We start from the raw sequence: 19,485 nt of genomic DNA, 5'->3' as shown, positions 1-19,485 counted from the left end.
CACCCGTCGCTCGCGCGGACTCGCGTCTCAGCCCGATGCTGGCATCCAGCGGCCAGCGATGTTTTTCAGAAGCAGGTTCACCGCGGCAAGCTGCCGATTCCGGATGGACAGCAATGACGCCTCCGCGCTGAACGCACTGTTCTGCGCCGTCGTCACTTCCAGAAAGCTCACCGTCCCGGCCCGATACTGCTCCGTCACCAGCCCCAGATTGCGCTGCGCCGAGTCCACCGCCTCCTGCTGCAACTGCGCCTCGCGAGCCAGCCGGTCCGCCAGGATCAGGTTGTCTTCCACTTCCTGCATCGCCGTCAGCACCGTCTGCCGATAGGTCGCCACCGCCGAATCCGCACTGGCCCGCGCCTGCGCACTGGCGAGCTTGTGCTGACCATTGTCGAAAATCGACAGCGCCAGCGAAGGCCCGATCGACCAGAACAGGTTGGGCGCACTCACCAGATTCGACAAGGTGCTGCTGCGATAGCCCCCACTCGCCGATAACGACAGCGACGGATAAAACGCCGCATCCGCCACCCCGATCTGCGCATAGGCCGCCGCCACCCGTCGCTGGGCCGCCGCAATATCCGGGCGCCGCTCCAGCAGCTCGGACGGCACCATGCGCGGCACCCCCGGCGGTGCCGGCAAGGTGGCATTGGCACTGAGCTCCAGCGCCGACGGCGGCAGCCCCAGCAGCACCGCAATGGCGTGCGCCAGCTGCGCGCGGGTGGCCTGCGTCTCCAGCAGCTGCGCCTGCGCCGACCGCAATTGCGTCTGCGCCTGCAGCACATCACTGCGGGCCGCCACGCCGCCCTGATACCGCGCTTCGGTCAACGACAGAAAGCGCTCATACGACTTCACGCTGCGCTCGTACAGCGCCTCCTGGGCTTCGGCCGTGCGCAGCGAAAAATAGCTCTGCGCCAAAGTGGTCTGCGCCGATAGCCGCGCGGCCGCCAGGTCATCCGCACTCGCCTGCAGCGTGGCTTGCGCCCCTTCGCTGGCCAGTCGCAGACGACCCCAGAGATCCGCCTCCCAGCTCGTGCTGAGCGAGAGCTGCGCACTGTTGGTCGGCCCGCGGCTGATCGAGCCGCCGCTGACGCTGCCGTCCGGGCTCGCGCTGCGCGTGCCGCTCAGCCCCAGGGACAGGGACGGCAGCAGCGCCGAACTGCTGGCGTCCACCGCGGCGCGGGCGCTGGCCACCTGCGCAATCGAGACCTTGAGGGTTTCGTTGCCGATCACCAGTCGCGCCTGCAGGTCGTTCAGCACCGGGTCATTGAACAAGGTCCACCAGGACGGGGGCACCGCCTCCGCCGCGCCGGGCTGCGCGTGACGCCAGAGGTCGGTCTCCTTGTACTCGGCCGGCGCGGTGACCGGTGGGGGTGGATCCTTCCGGGTGATGGCGCAGCCGCCCAGTGCGGTCGCCAGCGCCAGGGTCAGCAATGCCAGCGCCGGCGCGCGGGCGGCGGAAACAGCAGTCAAATCAAAGCAACGGATCTTCATGGATCTCTCAACCCTGGAGGGACGGAGCCGCAGGCGGCTCGGCAGACAAAGCGGAAGGCGGTGTGGGGCCCGACGACGGACCGGCCCCGGACGAGCGGCGACGCAGTCGCAGACGGAGGCGCAGCAGGCGCTGGCGCAGCCGCTCCATCAGCACGAACACCACCGGCGTGGTGTAGAGGGTCAGCAACTGGCTCAGGATCAGGCCGCCGACGATGGCGATGCCCAGCGGCTGGCGCAACTCGGCACCATCGCCACTGCCCACGGCCAGCGGCACCGCCCCGAAGATGGCCGCGAAGGTGGTCATCAGGATGGGTCGCAGGCGCAGCTTGGCCGCCCGGAAGATCGCCGCGCCCGCCGACAGATGCGCCGTGGTGCGCTGCCGGGCGATGGCGAAGTCGATCATCATGATCGCGTTCTTCTTCACGATGCCGATCAGCAGGATCACCCCGATCAACGCAATGATCGAGAACTCGGTGTTGAACATCATCAGCGCCAGCAGCGCCCCCACCCCGGCCGAGGGCAGTGTGGAGAGGATGGTCACCGGATGCACCAGGCTCTCATACAGCATGCCCAGCACCAGATAGATGGCGATGATGGCCGCCCCGATCAGCAGCGGCTGTGACTTCAGCGCGTCCTGGAACGCATTGGCGGTGCCGGCGAAGGTGCCGCGCAGCGACACCGGCACACCCAGCTCCGCCATGGCGTTGTTGATCGCGTCGGTCGCCTGCGACAGTGAGACGCCCGGCGGCAGGTTGAAGCTGATGGTGGACGCCGGGGTGCCGCCCTGATGGTTGACCGACAGCGGCGTGTTGGTCGTCTCCACGCGGGTGAAGGCGGACAGCGGCACCTGCGCGCCGCTGCTGCTGGTCACGTACAGCTTCTTCAGCGTTTCCGGGCCCTTCAGGTAGTCCGGCGCCAGCTCCATCACCACCCGGTACTGATTCAGCGGGTTGTAGATGACGCCCACCTGCCGCTGGCTGAAGCCGTTGCTCAGCGTGGTGTCGATGTTGCTGACGGTGATGCCCAGCCGCGCCGCCGCTTCACGATCAATCACCAGCGTGGTCTGGATGCCTTTGTCCTGCTGGTCGGTGTTGACGTCGGTGAGTTCGGGCAGTTGCGAGAGCGCATTGCGCACCCGCGGTTCCCAGGTGCGCAGCACCTCCAGGTCGTCCGCCTGCAGGGTGAACTGGTACTGGGCATTGGACTGCCGGCCGCCGATGCGGATGTCCTGCACCGGCACCAGGAAGAGGTTGGCGCCCGGCTCATGCGCCATCTTGTCCCGCAGGCGATTCACCACACCGTCGGCCGAGATCTTGCGCTCGGCCAGCGGCTTGAGGGTGATGTAGAAATTGGCGGAGTTGCCGCCGGAGGTGCTGCCGTTGACGTTCTGCACCGCCGGGTCGGACAGGATGATGTCCATGAACCGGTCCACCCGTGCCCGCATCATGCCGAAGGAGCTGCCCTGGTCGGCCTGCACGCCGCCGAAGAGCACACCGGTGTCCTGCTGAGGGAAGAAGGTCTTGGGAATGGCGCCATAGAGGTAGACGTTCACCGCCACCACCGCCAGCAGCGAGAGCAGCGCCACCGGCTGATGACGCAGCGTCCACATCAGGCTGCGGCGGTAGCCGCGCGACAGACCCCGGCTGAAGCCGCCCGCCCAGCGCGCCAGCCGCGAGGGGCGGCGCGTCGGGACTGATGGCGCCGTCTCCTTGCGGGCGCGCAGCACGCGGGAAGCCATCATCGGCGTGGTCGTCAGGGAGACGACCATCGACACCAGAATCGACGCCGACAGCACCACTGCGAATTCCCGAAACAGCCGGCCCACCACCCCGCCCATCAGCAGGATGGGAATGAACACCGCCACCAGCGAGAGGCTGATGGAGATGACGGTGAAGCCGATTTCCTTGGCCCCTTTGAGTGCGGCCTCCCGGGGGGCATAGCCCTGTTCGATGTAGCGGGAGATGTTCTCCAGCACGACGATGGCGTCGTCCACCACGAAGCCGGTCGCCACCGTCAGCGCCATGGCCGAGAGGTTGTCCAGGCTGTAGCCGCACAGGTACATGATGCCGAAGGTGCCCGCCAGCGACACCGGCACCGCCACCGCTGGCAGCAGCGTCGCCCGCCAGCTGCGCAGGAACAGCAGCACCACCAGAATCACCAGCCCCACCGACACCGCCATCGCCCGTTCCACTTCCTCCAGCGAGGCGCGGATGGTGGGCGTGCGGTCGCTGATCACCTTCAGCTCGATGGACGGCGGAATCGAGGCCTGCAGATGCGGCAGCAGCTCGCGGATGCGGCCCACCGTCTCGATGATGTTGGCGCCCGGCTCCTTCTGGATGAACATCAGGATCGCGGGTTGACGGTTGGAGGCGGCGTAGTTGCGCACGTCCTGCACCGAATCCACCACCTCGCCGACATCGCGCAGCCGCAGCGCCGCGCCATTGCGGTAGGAGAGCACCACCGGCGCATAGTCCGCGGCGGTGCGGGCCTGGTCATTGGCGCCAATCTGCCAGTAGCGGCCGTCTTCTTCCACCGAGCCTTTGGGCCGGTTCGCATTGGTGCTGCTGATGGCGGTGCGCACGGCATCCAGGGAGATGCCGTTGGCGGCCAGCTTGTCGGGGTTGAGTTCCACCCGCACGGCCGGCAGCGCGCCACCGCCCACATTCACCTGACCCACGCCTTCCACCTGCGCCAGTCGCTGGGCCAGGACGGTGGAAGCCGCGTCATACATCTGGCCGCGGCTCAGGGTCTGCGAAGTCAGCGCCAGGATCATGATCGGCGCATCCGCCGGATTGACCTTGCGGTAGGTGGGATTGCTGGGCATGCCGGTCGGCAGCAGCGAACGGGCGGCATTGATGGCCGCCTGCACGTCGCGCGCGGCACCGTTGATGTCCCGGCTCAGGTCGAACTGCAGGACGATGTTGGCCGATCCCTGGGACGAGCGCGAGGTGATTTCCGTCACCCCGGCAATGCTGCCCAGCGCCCGCTCCAGCGGGGTGGCCACTGTGGCGGCCATCGTGTCCGGGCTGGCGCCCGGCAGGGAGGCGGACACCGAGATCGTCGGAAAGTCGACTTGCGGTAGAGGCGCGATCGGCAGTAGCTGGAAGCCCAGGATGCCGGCCAGCGCAATGCCGATGGTGATTAGCGTGGTCGCCACCGGCCGCGCAATGAAAGGCGCGGAGATGTTCATCGCGCCCCCTGGTCGTCGGCCGAAGGCGCACCTGCACCTGCACCTGCAACAGCGCCAGTCCTCGCAGCCTCACCGGTCGGGCGGCCCGCCTTGCGGGACTGCCGGTCCCGCCAGCGCTGCGCCAGACCGGCGAAGCCCAGATAGATCACCGGCGTGGTGAACAGCGTCAGCAACTGGCTCACGATCAGGCCACCGACCATCGTCACCCCCAGCGGATGCCGCAGCTCATGGCCGACCCCGGTGCCCAGCATCAGCGGCAGGGCGCCCAGCAGGGCCGCCATCGTGGTCATCAGAATGGGCCGGAAGCGCAGCAGGCAGGCCTGGTAGATGGCATCCCGCGGCGCCATGCCCTGCTCGCGCTCGGCTTCGAGCGCGAAGTCGATCATCATGATCGCGTTCTTCTTCACGATGCCGATCAGCAGCACGATGCCGATGATGGCAATGATGCCCAGGTCCAGCCCGCCCAGCAGCAGCGCCAGCAGCGCACCCACCCCGGCGGAAGGCAGCGTGGAAAGAATGGTCAGCGGATGGATGTAGCTCTCATAGAGCACCCCCAGCACGATGTACATCGTGACCACCGCCGCCAGGATCAGCAGCAGCGTGCTGGAGAGCGAATTGCTGAAGGCTTCGGCCGCGCCCTGGAAGCTGGTCTCGACACTCACCGGCAGGTCCAGTTGCGCCTGCTCGGCCTTGATCGCCTTGACCGCGTCGCCCAGGGCCACGCCCGGTGGCAGGTTGAAGCTGATGGTGGCCGCCGGGAACTGGGCCACATGGTTGATGGCCAGCGCCGCCGGACGCTCCTGGATCTGCGCCACCGAACTCAGCGGCACCTGCACCGAGGTGGTGGTGCTCACGCCGTTGGTGGTGGTGGTGGTGCTGCCCGGCACATACAGGCTCTCCAGCGCGCGCGGGCCGGTGCGGAACTCCGGCCCGGCCTCCAGCACCACCCGGTATTGGCTGGACTGGGTGTAGATGGTCGAGATCAGCCGCTGGCCGAAGGCGTTGTAGAGCGCGGTGTCGATGGCCGCCACGGTCACTCCCAGACGGCCCGCCGCTTCCCGGTCGATCTGCACCCAGGCCTGCAAGCCCTGGTTTTGCAGGTCGCTGGCCACATCGGTCAGTTGAGGCAGGGCGCGCAGACGCGTCAGCAGCGCTTCATTGGCCGTCGCCAGGTCGGTGGCATCGGGGGAGCTGATCAGGAACTGGTACTGGGTCTTGGAGACGCGGTCCTCGATGGTCAGGTCCTGCACCGGCTGCATGTAGGCGGTGATGCCGGGCACCCGCCGGTTGACCTCGGTCAGCCGGGCGATCACTTCCGTCGCGCTGCTGTGCCGCTGCGCAAACGGCTTGAGGGTGATCTGCATGCGGCCGGTGTTCAGCGAGGTGTTGGAGCCGTCCACCCCGATGAAGGAGGTGATGTGGTCCACATCCGGGTCCTTCAGGAAGGCCTCGGCCAGACGGCGCTGGCGCTCCCCCATCGCATCGAAGGAGGTGGTCTGCGTCGCCTCGGTGATGACCTGCACCAGTCCTGTGTCCTGTACCGGGAAGAAGCCCTTGGGCACCAGCACATACAGCAGCGCGGTCAACGCCAACGTGGCGAAGAAGCCCAGCAGGGTCAGCGCCGGACGGTCCAGCACCCAGTTCAGGCCGCGGCCGTAGGACTGGATCAGCCGGTCGAACCGGTCGGCGGTCCAGCGGCCCAGGCGCGACGGCTGGTGCTGGCTCTCCGGCTTGAGCAGCCGGGCACTCATCATCGGCGTCAGGGTCAGGGACACAAAGGCAGAGATGAGGATGGCTACCGCCAGCGTGATCGCGAATTCGTGGAACAGGCGGCCCACCACGTCGCCCATGAACAGCAGCGGGATCAGCACCGCAATCAGCGAGACCGTCAGCGAGATGATGGTGAAACCGATCTGCTTGGAGCCCTTGAAGGCCGCCTCCATCGGCGAATCGCCTTCCTCCACGAAGCGGGCGATGTTCTCGATCATCACGATGGCGTCGTCCACCACAAAGCCGGTGGAGATGGTGAGCGCCATCAGGGTCAGGTTGTTGATCGAGAACCCGGCCATGTACATCACGCCGAAGGTACCCACCAGCGACAGCGGCACCGCCACGCTGGGAATCAGGGTGGCGCTGGCGCTGCGCAGGAACATGAAGATGACCATCACCACCAGGACGATCGCCAGCAGCAGTTCGAACTGGGTGTCGTCCACCGAGGCGCGAATGGTGGTGGTGCGGTCGGCCAGCACCTGCACGTCCACCGAGGCGGGGAGGGTGGCCTGCAGCTTGGGCAGCAGTTCCTTGACGCGGTCCACCGTCTGGATGACGTTGGCACCGGGCTGGCGCTGCACATTGAGGATCACACCCTGGGCCAGCGAACGCGGCGCGGCGGCAGTGTCTTGGGTCGATGCAGCGGCGGTGTCGGTCGTAGCGGGCGAGCCCGACGTGCCAGAGCGGCCCGAAGCGTCAGCGGCGTGACCCCGGGCTGCGCCGCAGTCCGCGTTCGCCGCTGGATCGTTGGACGCGCCGCAGGGCACGTCCGCCCAGGCGGCCAGGCGAAGGTTCTCCGCATCGTCCACGATCTCGGCCACGTCCCGCAGCCGCAGCGGGCTGCCGTTCTTCCAGGCCACGATCAGGTCCTGGTATTCGGCGGCGGAGCGGAGCTGGTCGTTCGCGTCGATGGTGGAAGCCCGCTGCGAGCCGTCGAAGCTGCCCTTGGCCTGATTGACGTTGGCCGCGGCGATGGCGCTGCGCACGTCGTCCAGCGACAGACCCAGTGCCGCCAGCGCCCGAGGATTGGCCTGGATGCGCACGGCAGGGCGTCGGCCACCCGCGATGCTCACCAGACCGACGCCGTCCACCTGGGAGAGCTTGGGCGCGAGCCGGTTTTCCACCAGGTCATGCACCTTGATGACCGGCAGCGAGGGCGAGGTCACTGCAATCGTCAGCACCGGGGCATCCGCCGGGTTGACCTTGCTGTAGACCGGCGGCATGGGCAGGTCGCTGGGCAGCAGGTTGCTGCCGGCATTGATGGCGGCCTGCACCTCCTGCTCGGCCACGTCCAGCGACAGGCCCAGCGAGAACCGCAGCGTGATGACCGACGCCCCGCCGGAGCTGGCCGAGGTCATCTGGCTCAGGCCCGGCATCTGGCCGAACTGCCGCTCCAGGGGCGCGGTCACCGTGGTGGAGATGACGTCCGGACTGGCGCCGGGGTACAGCGTCGTGACCTGGATGGTGGGGTAGTCCACCTCCGGCAGCGCCGACAGGGGCAGCAGCCGGTAGGCCAGCAACCCCGCCAGCAGGATGGCGAGCATCAGCAGCGAGGTGGCTACCGGCCGCTGGATAAAGGGACGTGACGGGTTCATCGCCGCAACTCTCGATCGGGGCGCGGGGTCACTGACCGCTGGCGCCGGAGGCACCGCGGGCGGACTGACGCTGGGCGCGGCGTTCGGCGATCCAGGCCTCCCGCTCAGCGGGGCTCATCTTCATCACCTTCTCGGCGACGTCCGGCGGCAGGCGGTCCAGCCAGGCGGGACGGTCTGCGCTGACCTGAGCGCTGGCGCCGTCGGCGGCTGGGCGGCCGGTGGTTCCCGCCGTGCCCGTGGTACCTGTCGTGCCTGTCGTGCCCGTGGCGCCGGCCCCCGGGCGCATCGCGCCATCCGCCGGCGTGGCCGGGCGTGCACCGGACGCCGCGCCGGAGGCAGCGCCCCAAGCACCCCGGGCGCCGCCTGCACCGCCTGCGTCGCCTGCACCACTCGCGCCGCGCTGCCGACGTGGCGCCGCATTGGCACCGGCCCGCAGCTTCGGATCCGCCGCAATCACCTCGACCTTCGCGCCTTCACGCAGCCGGTCCACCCCGTCGATGACGATGCGTTCGCCCGGCTTGACCGCCCCGTCGATGGCTGTCCAGTCACCGTCCACCGCGCCGGTCTGCACCACACGGGTGGCGACGCTGTTGTCGTCGTTCACCACATAGACGTAGAACCCTTGCGCGCCGCGCAGGACCGCGGCGGACGGCACCGCCAGCTGGTTTTCCAGCGTGGCCAGCTGCAGCCGCACGCTCACCGACTGGTTGGGATAGAGGGCATCGTCGTCGTTCGGGAACAGGGCCTTGAGCTTGATCGTGTCGGTGGCCAGGTCGATGGCGTTGTCCGCCGTCGCCAGCTTGCCGGTCGCCAGGCGCGTCTTGCCGTCTCGGCTCCAGGCCTCGACCGTCATCGGCGTGCCCGCCTTCAGCCGGGGCGTGATCTGCGGCAGCAACGACGACGGCACCGCGAAGGTCAATGCGATCGGACGCGTCTGGGTGATGCTCACCACGCCCGCCGTGTCACCGGTCTGCACCACATTGCCGATGTCCACCTGCTTGAGGCCGACGCGGCCGCTGATCGGTGCGATCACCCGGGTGTAGGTGACCTGCAGCCGGGCGCTGTCCACGCTGGCCTGGTCGGCCTTGACGGTGCCTTCCAACTGGCGGACGGTGGCCTCCTGGGTGTCCAGCGTCTGGCGGGCCATCGCATCCTTGGCCACCAGGTCCTTGTAGCGGGCCAGGTCGATGCGGGCGTTGTCCAGCTGGGCCTTGTCCCGCGCCAGCGTGCCTTCGGCCTGGGCCAGCGTCGCCTGGAAGGCGCGCGGGTCGATCTGTGCCAGTGGCTGGCCGGCCTGGACCTGCTGACCTTCCTTGAAATGCAGCGCCTGCAGCACGCCGCTCACCTGCGCCCGCACGACCGCCGTGTTGGACGCGGTGATGGTGCCGATGGCCGAAGCGGTCTGGCGGATGTCCTGCAGCCGGGCCTGGGCGACCGAGACGGGTTGCACGCGGTTGGCGGCGAAGCGGCGATTGCCGGCGGCGCCCCCTGGGGCCCCAGGGCCGCCCGGGCCGCCGGCGCCGGACGCTGCGCCGGGTCCGCCCGCGCCACCGGCCGCATGGGAACCGCCCGCCCCGGTCATCCCGTCCCGACCCTTCCACCACCACCAGCCCCCGGCAGCAGCGGCCAGCAGGACGACGGCAAGGATCCACGGGGCGGCTTTGCCGGACTGGGATCGGACCCGCGGTCGGTGCTGACCGGCGGATGCGAGGCGATTGGCCTCCATCGCAGTGGAGGTGGCAACGAAGAGAGACGGAAGGCGGGTCTGAGTCGTTTTCATGCGGGCCGTCGTGGGTCCTGGGGCATACGGTCGAGGCAGTCCCTCTGGCACGGGCGGGGCCAGTTCAGAAAGACTGCGGGGAAAAGCGGCCGCTGGCTCGTTCGGCAGGGCGCGCGGAAGGGGAATACCTTCCACGGAACCGAACCGGCTGGGCACCTGTGTACACCCTAGTATCGGGCGGCGACGCCCTGGTGTCCCTCAGGAAAAGATCTGCAAAGGGGGTGGGCTTCCCCCTAGGCCCGCGTCGCGATGCGAGGCCTGCGCGGGAGGCGCACGGCCAGGGTTGAAGCGGGTGGGCTCAGCCTTCGGCGAGCAGCTTCTCGATGGTGGCGTGCAGCGCGTCGAAGTCGGGTTCACCGACAAAGCGTTTGACGATCTCGCCCCGCTTGTTGATGAGGAAGGTGGTTGGTGTGAGCTGCACCTTGCCAAAGCTGCGGGCGATGTCGCCGGTGCTGTCCATCGCCACCTTGAACGGCAGCTGCCGCGTCTCCGCGAAGTTGGAAACGTAGGCGGGCGGGTCGTAGCTCATGGCCACGGCCAGGGTGTCGAAGCCCTTGTCCTTGTACTTCTGATAGGTGGCGACCACCTGCGGCATTTCCTTCACGCAGGTCGTGCAGGAGGTGGCCCAGAAGTTGACCAGCATCACCTTGCCGGCCCAGGCCTGCTGCGAGTCGTGGCGGGAGCCATCCAGCAGCACATAACTCACCGGCGGGGCGGTGTCGCGCGACAACGAGCCCCTGAAAGCAAAGCCGGCGCCCGCCGCAAGGGCGACGCCTAGCACCACGGGAAGAGTCCAGCGAGGCAGCTTGTTCATGCGCCCAAGTGTAGGACAGGCCGCCCCGGCCGTGCCTGCGCACGGTCAAAGCCGGACACGCGGCGAAACCGGGTACTCGGAGAAGGCGCGCGCTCCAGCCGATCGAGGCGCCGGGATGCAGGACTGCAGGGCGAATGGCGAATGGCGGATCAGATCGCCTTGGACAGCTCGAACAGCAGCACCGAGGGCAACGCATCTGTCAGGTTGCTGCGGGCGATGCGAGCCAGCCGGTCCGGCGTGGCGGTGGAGAGCTGGGTCGGCTGCTCGCCGTCCCGCACCTCGATGAAGCTGAAACCGGGCACCTCGGCGGTGATGTCGGCATGCAGGCGGTCGAAGTCGGCGCCGTGCAGCGACTGCTCGAAGGCGATGCCGTGCGGCAGGCCTTCCTCGCAGAAGGCGAGAGCCTCGTTCATCGATCCGACGGTGTCGATGATCAGTCCCATGTGGCGCACCGCGTCCTGGATCTCCTGGCGCACGTCCTTGCGAGCCGAGATGATCAAGAGATGGCAACCCGCCAAGGGCTTGGAGTTGTGGCCAGGCAGTGAGTCGCCCTGGTCCAGCAGTTGGGAGACCGAGGGCGAGCGGGACGGAGAGAAGGAGGGCGTGAGCGACGGCGATTGCGAAGGCAAGTGCGACGGTGTGTAGGCGGAACCGTGCGCCGAGCCGCTCACACCAGTGCCGCTGGCGCCACTGGCGCTGCTCGACACGCCGCGCAGACCGCCACCGCTGCCACCGCTGCCCGAACCCCCGCCGTTTGCCGCGCCCACGCCACCTGGAGACGGCGACTGCGAGGACGTTCCCGCGGCCGCGGACGGTCCCGGGCGCTCTTCGGTCGCAATGTGCGGAAACTCCAGCGTCAGCAGGGTGATGCCCGCTTCGTCTTCGCGCAGGGGCAGCACGCCCATCGTCAGTGCGGTCTGCTCGATGAGCCGCCAGGTGAGCGAGTTCAGCGATTCCGGTGTGTCCGACAAGGTCACCGTCGGCGCGCTGCCCAGATCCAGCGAGCGGTGGGCAAACCGGCAGACCAGCCGGGCCTTGGCCGGCCACGGCGTCACATCCAGCCGCATCTCGAGCGATGAATGGGTGTTGCACAGCGCCCAGTCCATCACCGCATTGAGCAGCGAGAACAGCAGCGAGCCGTCCGTCATGATCTCGATCGGTTGCAGCATCTGCCGCACCTGGATGCCGCGCGCCTGGGTTTCCCGGCTGCGCTGGGCCAGCACGCCGCGCATCACCTGCGTCAGGTGCACCCGCTCGCGGGAGAGCCGCAGCCGCCCGGACGCCAGACGAGACAGCTGCTGCGTCACCATGCCGGCTTCGCGGGCCTGGGCCACCGACTCCCGCAGCACCCGCAGCCCCTGACGGTCGATCTGGCCGGTGCTGATCAGCTCCTGGATGCGCTCCAGGGCAGTGCTCAGCGGCCCGGCGATCTCCGCGCCCAGCTGCTGGACGATCTCTCCCCACTGGGCGTCGTTCATCCGCGACGCCATGTCATTGGCGGCGGCTGTCCCTGCAGCGTTCGGGGGTGAGCTGGGCATGGCTTCTCGAGGTTTTTGTGATTTATGCCGCGATCGGCCGCCGCGGTCAGAGGGCGCCATGGTTCCGAGCGGGCTGAACAGCGTCCATCCCCCGACTCGGTGTACATTTGACACGCCCTGTTACACCGTGAATTTCTCACGAAATGCGGAGAGCGAACAGGTTGGCGAACGTGGGATGGCGCACTTTTCCTGGGCAGCGCTGACGCCTGGAAGCGTCAGCGCGTCGAGGCCTGGCCGGGGGCGGATGGAGACGCTGTTCCGGGTGAAACAGTCGCCTGTGCGGCGATTTGCGAGGCCGCCAACGGCAACAGGATGTCCAGCAGCGCAGGCGCGGCGGAGATCATCGCGTCGTGGCCGGTCGGAATTTCGAACACCTGCCATCCTGGCTGTTCCCGGACCCGTTTCCGGAAGTCGGCAATGGTCAGCAGGGCCGGACGGTTACAGTCAATGAAGGTCCTGGGCAGCGCCTGCCAGGCGGTGGCATCAAAGGACAGCGGGCTGTCATAGACGCCCCCGGGATGCGGCCGCTGGCGGCGCTCCACCCAGGCAAAGTCGTCGGCATTGAGGCCCATGCCCTGCGGCGGCGTGTCCGGCAGATGGCCATGGGCCTGGATCAGCGCCCGGCGCTGCTGCCGCGTCTCTTCCGTGTGTCGGCTGGACCAGGATTCGCCAGGCAGCGGCACGACCGCATCCAGATACACCAGCTGGGCGATGCGATCCCGCATCTGGTCCGCCACCCCGGTGATCACCATGCCGCTGTAGCTGTGGCCGACCAGGACGACGTCCGTCAGCTCCTCGCAGTCGATCACCGCCTTCACATCATCGATATGGGTCTGCAGCGTGATGTCCTTCGACGGCTGATGGGCGCGCTCGCCGACGCCGCTCAGGCTCACCGCAAACACCCGGTGACCCGCCTCGCGCAGGGGACCCAGCACCCGCTGCCAGACCCAGGCGCCGCCCCAGGCGCCGTGGACCAGCACGATGGCGGCCCCGCGCGGGGCGGGTGACGCTTTCGACACCTCTGGCGCATTGGGCGCAGCCGGCGCAACCGGCGCATTGGGGGAACTCGGCGCGCTTGGCGAGGTCGGCGATGTTGGCGACTTCGGTGGGTTCGCGGGCAGACTCATGCAATCACTCCTTGCTGGCGCCAGGCGGCAATGGTGTCGGCCGTGTGGCCCAGTTCCGCCAGGATGGCCTCGGTATGTTGTCCCAGCAGCGGAGGGGGCAAGCGGTACGCCACCGGGGTGGCGGAAAGCTTCATCGGGCTGCCCACCAGACGCAGCCGGTCGGTGAGGGGATGGTCCATCGGCACCACCATGCCGCGATGGTGGACCTGCGGATCGTCGAACACCTCCGCCAGATCGTTGATGGCACCGCCGGGTACCTTGGCGGCTTCCATCGCGGTCAGCCAGTGCTGGCGCGGCTGGGTGGCGATGCACTCGGCGAGCAGCGGCACGAGGACGTCGCGATGGCGCACACGCTGGGCATTGGTGGCAAAGCGTGCGTCCTGCGCCCAGTCGGGGTGGCCCAGGATCTCGCAGAACTTGGCGAATTGACGGTCGTTGCCGACCGCCACGATCAGGTGGCCGTCCGTGGCCTGGAAGGTCTGGTACGGGACGATGTTCTGATGCGCATTGCCCATTCGCCGGGGTGCCTGGCCGGTGCAGAGGTAGTTGGCGCCCAGGTTCGCCAGCATCGCCACCTGGGTGTCCAGCAGGGCCATGTCGATGACCTGCCCCTGGCCGGTGGCGTCCCGGTGGCGCAGCGCCGCCAGGATGGCCACCGTCGCATACATGCCGGTGAACAGGTCGGCCACGGCAACGCCCACCTTCTGCGGCCCGCCGCCCGGCAGCGCATCCCGCTCGCCGGTGACGCTCATCAGGCCGCCCAGGCCTTGCACCGCATAGTCATATCCCGCGCGGTCGCTGTAAGGACCACTCTGACCGAAGCCGGTGACCGAGCAAAAGACCAGGCGTGGATTGAGTGCCAGCAGCGCCGGAGCGTCCAGGCCGTAACGGGCCAGGTCGCCGACCTTGTAGTTTTCCAGCAGCACGTCCGACTGGGCCGCCAGTTCCCGGATCAGCGCCTGACCCTGCGGCTGGGCGATGTCGATCGCGATCGAGCGCTTGTTGCGGTTGGCACCGAGGTAATAGGCTGCCTCGGACGTATCCCCGCCCTCGGTGTCCTTCAGGTAGGGCGGGCCCCAGCCGCGGGTGTCGTCGCCGCCCGGGTGGCCGGCGGAAGGCGGACGTTCGACCTTGATCACATCGGCGCCCAGGTCGGCCAGGGTCTGGCTGCACCAGGGCCCGGCCAGCACGCGGGAGAGGTCCAGCACCCGCACGCCTTGCAGCGCCATGGGCGCTGAGGGGGCGGAAGGCGCCGCGGCTGCGGAGGTGGGAGGCGTCGTCGCTTGTGAAGTCATGGGCGGAGATTGTGGAGCGCTCACTGCGGCGCCAGGGCGATAGAGCTGACGAAGACATCCCAGGCCTCGTCGTCAGGCCGGCTGCTTTGCATCAGGAGTTGATAGACCCGCGTACCTCTGGCAAACACGGCCTGTCGGACCACCTGGGAGGGCTCCCCCGGTCGGGCGGAGAAACGTTGCTGGCCGGCGGCCGGCAGAGGGGTCATGCCCCGGAGTTTCAGGTCAGCCGTCGGTCCCGGGGCCAGCAGCTGGCCCATGCGGTCGCGCATTCGCTGCAGCGCGGCCGACACCTGGGTGGCATCGCCGAGGTCGACCCACGTCAGTGAGTACTGGCCTTGCCCCGCTTTGCAGCTGGCGGTCTGCACCGTCATCGGGGCGCCGGAGGGGCCGGGCTGGGAGCGGGACTCCCGCTCCGGCTTGCAGGGAAACATCAGCTGAAGACCGGCGCCTTCGGGCGTGACCTGCCGCCAGTCCAGGGCAGGCGTGCAAGCCGTTCCGAAAGCGGTCAGCACCATCAGCGCCATCAGCGCCCTCAGTCCGACGGCGGTCAGCCGCGGGCTTGTACCTGGCGCATGATGACGCGTTCCAGGGGGCGGGGCGGCCGGCGATCGGCCCGTGAACGTCAGGAAGATCATTCCCCATTATGTTGGCCGGTGTGCGGGCGCGTCTCGCACCTTCAATGGGACGAATGGCGATAATGGATCCATGTCCGGCTTGTTATTGATCGCCCACGCGCCACTTGCGTCCGCCTTGAAAGAGGTGGCCGAGCACACCTTCCCGCATTGCTCGCTGCAGTTGAGCGTGCTGGACGTGACGCCCGATATGGGCGCCGACGAGGTGGAAGCGCGCGCCCGGGCCCTGATCCTGGCCTCCGGACATGTGCAGACCCTGGTGTTGACCGATGTCTATGGCGCCACCCCGTCCAATGCAGCGCTGCGTCTGCAGGGCGAACAGGTCAAGGTATTGGCAGGTGTGAATGTGCCTATGCTGTGGCGTTCGCTCTGTTATGCCGGCGAAGGGCTGGAGGCGCTGATGCAGCGCGCCAGCCAGGGCGGCTTGCAGGGCATCGTGTGTGAACAGCCGACCCACCCTCCGCCTGAACGTTCCTGCTCATGATCAAGTCCACGCTCACCATCAGCAACAAGCTGGGGCTGCATGCCCGCGCCTCGGCCAAATTGACCAAGCTGGCAGGTGGGTTCAAGTCGGAAGTCTTCCTCAGCCGCAATGGTCGTCGCGTCAATGCCAAGAGCATCATGGGCGTGATGATGCTGGCGGCCGGCATTGGCTCCCAGGTGGAACTGGAGACGGAAGGTGAGGACGAACAGGCCGCCCACGACGCCATCACGGCGCTGGTGAACGACAAGTTCGGCGAAGGGCAGTGACGCCCCCGGGACGCTTTACGCGTCCCCGCCCAGGAAGTGGCGGCGATACCGGGCCGGCAGGTCGCTGATGCGCATCATCATCGGCAGGTCGGCGGTGTTGAAGTCAGGGTCCCAGGCCGGACGGCCCAGTACCCGGGCGCCGCAGCGCAGGTAGCCCTTGATCAGCGGCGGCGGTTCCACCGTCAGGTCCTGGCGCAGCTCGTCCACCGGCAGCGGCAGCCGCGGCCGCACCTGCCATTCGATGTCGGCCATGTGCCGGCCTTCCAGCTGCTTCCAGATGCTGGCGGCATAGTGGCCGCCATCGCGCATGCTGATGCTGGCGCAGCCGATCATCGTGTCCAGGTCATTGCGGATCATGAACTCGGTCAGGGCGCCCCACAGCGCCATGATGGCGCCGCCATTGCGATGGTCCGGATGCACGCAGGAGCGACCCAGTTCCACCATGCGCGGGCGCAGGCTGCGCAGCCGGGTCAGGTCGAATTCGGTCTCGGTGTAGAGGCCCCCGGCGCGGCGGGCCGCTTCCGGTGTCAAGACCCGGTAGGTGCCGATCACTTCACCCGGCTGGTCATGCTTGTCCAGCAGACGCACCAACAGGTGTTCACAGAAGGGATCGAAGATGTCGACGTCATGGCCCTTCGGCGCATGCTTGGGCACGCTCAGGCGGGCGCCCATTTCCTCGACAAACACCCGGTACCTCAGGCGCTGGGCCTGGCGGACGTCTTCTTCGGACCTCGCCCAGCCCACATGGAAGCGAGCGCGCGCAGGCGCCACAACCTCCCCTTGGGATGCAACTGGAAGTGACCTCCGGGACGCCTCGGGCGGGCGCAGATCGGAGAAGGGCAAGGTCGGCAGCGGCAGATCCCTCATGGCGGAGCCTCGTTCGGATGGGATGGCGTGATGCTGCGGGAGCGGGGTGACTTGTCAGTGACCCCGCCGTGAACGAATCGTGACAGCGAGGCGCCAGCCCGCCACCGCAGGGCCGTCACACCTGCACACCGGCGGCTGCGCGCGGTGACCAGATCGGCCTGAAGGATCCCGGCGGCGCTGCTACAGTCAGCGCATGAGCTTTCAGGTCTTTGGCATTCCCGTTTCGCGTGGCGTGGCCATCGGCCGCGCTGTGCTGGTCGCGTCCAGTCGTGTGGACGTGGCGCACTATTTCGTCCCCACGGCCGAGGTCGAGTCTGAATTCGACCGGCTGCTCAAAGCCCGGGATGCGGTGACCCACGAGTTGCAGGTGCTCAAGGCCGACCTGCCGCCGGACGCCCCCCATGAACTGGATGCGCTGCTGGACGTCCATCTGCTGCTGCTCAATGACGAAGCGCTGGTGGATGCCGCCCGGCTGTGGATTGAAGAGCGGCACTACAACGCCGAATGGGCGCTGTCGGCGCAGCTGGAGGTGCTCGCCCGTCAGTTCGACGAGATGGAGGACGACTACCTCCGCGAACGCAAGGCCGATCTGGAACAGGTGGTTGAGCGGGTGCTGTCCGCGCTGGCGCATGCGCAGGACAAGGGGGCGCCCGGTGCGGCCGCCGTGGTCGCCCGCGACTTTGCCGGGGAGGATCCCTTGCTGCTGGTGGCGGCAGATATTGCGCCGGCCGACATGATTCAGTTCAAGCGCAGTGTGTTCCAGGGCTTCATCACCGATATTGGCGGGAAGACCTCCCATACCGCCATCGTGGCCCGAAGCATGGATATTCCTGCGGTGGTCGGCACGCGCGAGGCCTCCCGCCTGATCCGGCAGGACGACTGGGTGATCATCGACGGAGATGCGGGCACGGTCATCGTCAATCCCTCGCCCATCGTGCTGGAGGAATATCGCTTCCGCCAGCGCCAGGCCGAACTGGAACGTGCGCGCCTGGCCCGCCTGCGGCATACACCGGCCATCACGCTGGATGGGCAGCGCATTGAACTGCATGCCAATATCGAGCTGCCCGGAGATACCGGGCCGGCCCTGGACGCTGGCGCGACCGGCGTCGGGTTGTTCCGCAGCGAATTCCTCTTCATGAACCGGAACGGGGAGCTGCCCAGCGAAGATGAGCAGTTTGAAGCCTACCGGGCCGCGGTGGAAGCCATGCGCGGCATGCCAGTCACCATCCGGACGGTGGATGTGGGGGCCGACAAGCCGCTGGACCGCATGAGCGTGAATGAACTGCGCCATGAACATGTGCTGAATCCGTCCATGGGATTGCGGGCGATCCGCTGGAGCCTGGCCGAACCCAGTATGTTCAGGCAGCAGCTGCGCGCCATATATAGAGCGAGCGCATTCGGACATGTGAAGCTGCTGTTGCCGATGGTGGCCCACCTCAGTGAGATTCGCCAGGTGCAGGACGCCATCCGGCGGGTGAAGCAACAACTGGACGATGCCGGGCAGGCGTATGGCCTGGTGGAGCTGGGGGTCATGGTGGAAGTGCCGGCGGCGGCGCTGATGCTGCCCTTGCTGCTGCGCCATGTGGATTTCATCTCCATCGGCACCAACGACCTGATTCAGTACACCTTGGCCATTGACCGCGCTGACGAAGCGGTGGCTCATCTGTATGACCCCTGGCATCCGGCGGTGCTGCATCTGCTTGCATCGTCGATCTCCCAGGCCCGCGCGGCCGGGAAGGGCGTCAGCGTGTGTGGGGAGATGGCGGGCGACGCGCTGTTCACTGACCTGCTGTTGGGCATGGGGTTGAACTGCTTCTCCATGCATCCCTCGCAGATTCCGTCGGTGAAGCAGCGGGTGCTGCGGGCAGACACGCAGCGGCTCGCGGCAGCGATCCCCCGGATCCTGGAAAGCGAAGAGCCCGGACGGACGGCGCTGGAAGCACTGGCGTCTCAGCGCCTGCACTGAAGGCGTGGAGCGGCCGCTGGACCGCCCCTGCCGCACTTCTTGCCGCCCAAATGACGGCGATCCGGTGAATTTTTCAGGCGGCTCTTGTGCGGCCTCAAAAATGCATGCTAGACTCGCGGTCTTCGCTGCTTACGACATGTCTTTAGACAGGTTGCCAGGCAGTTTTCACCGGCTCTGCATATTGCAGGGCCTGCAGGTTTGAGAAGAGATTGCTCCCAGCGCCCCGAAAGGAATGGCCTGGCAGCAGGATCAGAATCAAGACGAAGCGGTGATTAAGAAGACTGGTTTGAGTTTGAATCTGAAAAGAAATTAAATTCAAATCAAGCTGTGAAAACTGCGATATACTGCGTTTCACGGTAGCGAGATAGTTGTTCAGCAGGTCGCGAAAGCAGCAAGTTGAATAACAGGAATACGGCGAAAGCCACGTTCTGATTGAATCTCTCGCAGACAGCGTAAAAAATATTTTGCACTGACTGCTTGACGAGACGATAAAGAATGATTCATAATCTCGCTTCTGCGCTGCTGACGACGTAAACAAAACGTCGACAGCGACGCAACGAAGACGGCTCAGCCGCTTTGATGATCTTTAAAAATTTACAGCCAATAAGCGTGGGCGTCTGAATAGAGGCAACCTGAGAAGGTTAAATCTTTAGACGCTCACGGAAAATGAATG

At 67.2% G+C, this 19,485-nt stretch carries 13 protein-coding genes; 3 read left to right on the top strand and 10 right to left on the bottom strand.

What is annotated here, in order from left to right; genetic code table 11:
- Positions 1-27: 27 nt before the first annotated feature.
- The 9 genes from FHS28_RS16350 to FHS28_RS16305 form a co-directional block, all read right to left on the bottom strand.
- Complete coding sequence (locus FHS28_RS16350; protein WP_088453528.1) at positions 28-1,488, bottom strand: efflux transporter outer membrane subunit; 1,461 nt, start codon at positions 1,486-1,488, stop codon at positions 28-30.
- A 7-nt stretch (positions 1,489-1,495) separates the two neighbouring features.
- Positions 1,496-4,678: a multidrug efflux RND transporter permease subunit gene (locus FHS28_RS16345; RefSeq protein WP_088453529.1), complete on the bottom strand. Its 3,183-nt coding sequence runs from the start codon at positions 4,676-4,678 to the stop codon at positions 1,496-1,498.
- Positions 4,675-8,043 carry an efflux RND transporter permease subunit gene (locus FHS28_RS16340; protein WP_088453530.1) on the bottom strand — a complete coding sequence of 1,123 codons (3,369 nt, stop codon included), beginning with the start codon at positions 8,041-8,043 and terminating at the stop codon, positions 4,675-4,677. Before FHS28_RS16340 ends, FHS28_RS16345 begins: the two co-directional genes overlap by 4 nt.
- Before the next feature lie 28 nt (positions 8,044-8,071).
- Positions 8,072-9,823: an MdtA/MuxA family multidrug efflux RND transporter periplasmic adaptor subunit gene (locus tag FHS28_RS16330; RefSeq protein ID WP_246410254.1), complete on the bottom strand. Its 1,752-nt coding sequence runs from the start codon at positions 9,821-9,823 to the stop codon at positions 8,072-8,074.
- A 298-nt stretch (positions 9,824-10,121) separates the two neighbouring features.
- Positions 10,122-10,637 (bottom strand): TlpA disulfide reductase family protein, encoded by a 516-nt coding sequence (locus tag FHS28_RS16325; protein ID WP_088453532.1) that lies wholly within the window; start codon positions 10,635-10,637, stop codon positions 10,122-10,124.
- Positions 10,638-10,786: 149 nt separating this feature from the next.
- On the bottom strand, positions 10,787-12,175 hold the full coding sequence (locus tag FHS28_RS16320; protein WP_184295046.1) for an ATP-binding protein: 1,389 nt from the start codon (positions 12,173-12,175) through the stop codon (positions 10,787-10,789).
- Between the two features lie 215 nt (positions 12,176-12,390).
- Positions 12,391-13,302, bottom strand: a complete 912-nt coding sequence (locus tag FHS28_RS16315) for an alpha/beta fold hydrolase (RefSeq protein ID WP_088453534.1) — start codon at positions 13,300-13,302, stop codon at positions 12,391-12,393.
- Positions 13,299-14,531 (bottom strand): CaiB/BaiF CoA transferase family protein, encoded by a 1,233-nt coding sequence (locus FHS28_RS16310; protein WP_088453535.1) that lies wholly within the window; start codon positions 14,529-14,531, stop codon positions 13,299-13,301. Before FHS28_RS16310 ends, FHS28_RS16315 begins: the two co-directional genes overlap by 4 nt.
- An 86-nt stretch (positions 14,532-14,617) precedes the next feature.
- On the bottom strand, positions 14,618-15,121 hold the full coding sequence (locus tag FHS28_RS16305; RefSeq protein WP_088453536.1) for a hypothetical protein: 504 nt from the start codon (positions 15,119-15,121) through the stop codon (positions 14,618-14,620).
- 181 nt (positions 15,122-15,302) lie between these two features.
- On the opposite strand from FHS28_RS16305, the gene FHS28_RS16300 reads away from it, so the two are divergent.
- Together FHS28_RS16300 and FHS28_RS16295 are read left to right on the top strand one after the other, a co-directional pair.
- Entirely contained in the window at positions 15,303-15,713 is a 411-nt protein-coding gene (locus tag FHS28_RS16300; RefSeq protein WP_246410252.1) for a PTS sugar transporter subunit IIA, read from the top strand.
- Positions 15,710-15,979, top strand: a complete 270-nt coding sequence (locus FHS28_RS16295; RefSeq protein WP_088453537.1) for an HPr family phosphocarrier protein — start codon at positions 15,710-15,712, stop codon at positions 15,977-15,979. The genes FHS28_RS16300 and FHS28_RS16295 overlap by 4 nt, the downstream gene beginning before the upstream one ends.
- A 15-nt stretch (positions 15,980-15,994) precedes the next feature.
- On the opposite strand, the gene FHS28_RS16290 is transcribed toward FHS28_RS16295, so the two are convergent.
- A complete protein-coding gene (locus tag FHS28_RS16290) occupies positions 15,995-16,846 on the bottom strand; it encodes a GNAT family N-acetyltransferase (RefSeq protein WP_088453538.1) in 852 nt (283 codons plus the stop codon).
- Positions 16,847-17,039: 193 nt separating this feature from the next.
- Between FHS28_RS16290 and ptsP the strand changes: the two genes are divergently transcribed.
- Complete coding sequence (gene ptsP, locus FHS28_RS16285) at positions 17,040-18,812, top strand: phosphoenolpyruvate--protein phosphotransferase (protein ID WP_088453539.1); 1,773 nt, start codon at positions 17,040-17,042, stop codon at positions 18,810-18,812.
- The last annotated feature ends 673 nt before the right edge of the window (positions 18,813-19,485 follow it).

Source organism: Roseateles terrae (assembly GCF_014192155.1).
Taxonomy (GTDB): domain Bacteria; phylum Pseudomonadota; class Gammaproteobacteria; order Burkholderiales; family Burkholderiaceae_C; genus Roseateles; species Roseateles terrae.
Note: the sequence above shows the minus strand (reverse complement) of the source record. Positions and strands in the feature narration are given on the sequence as shown.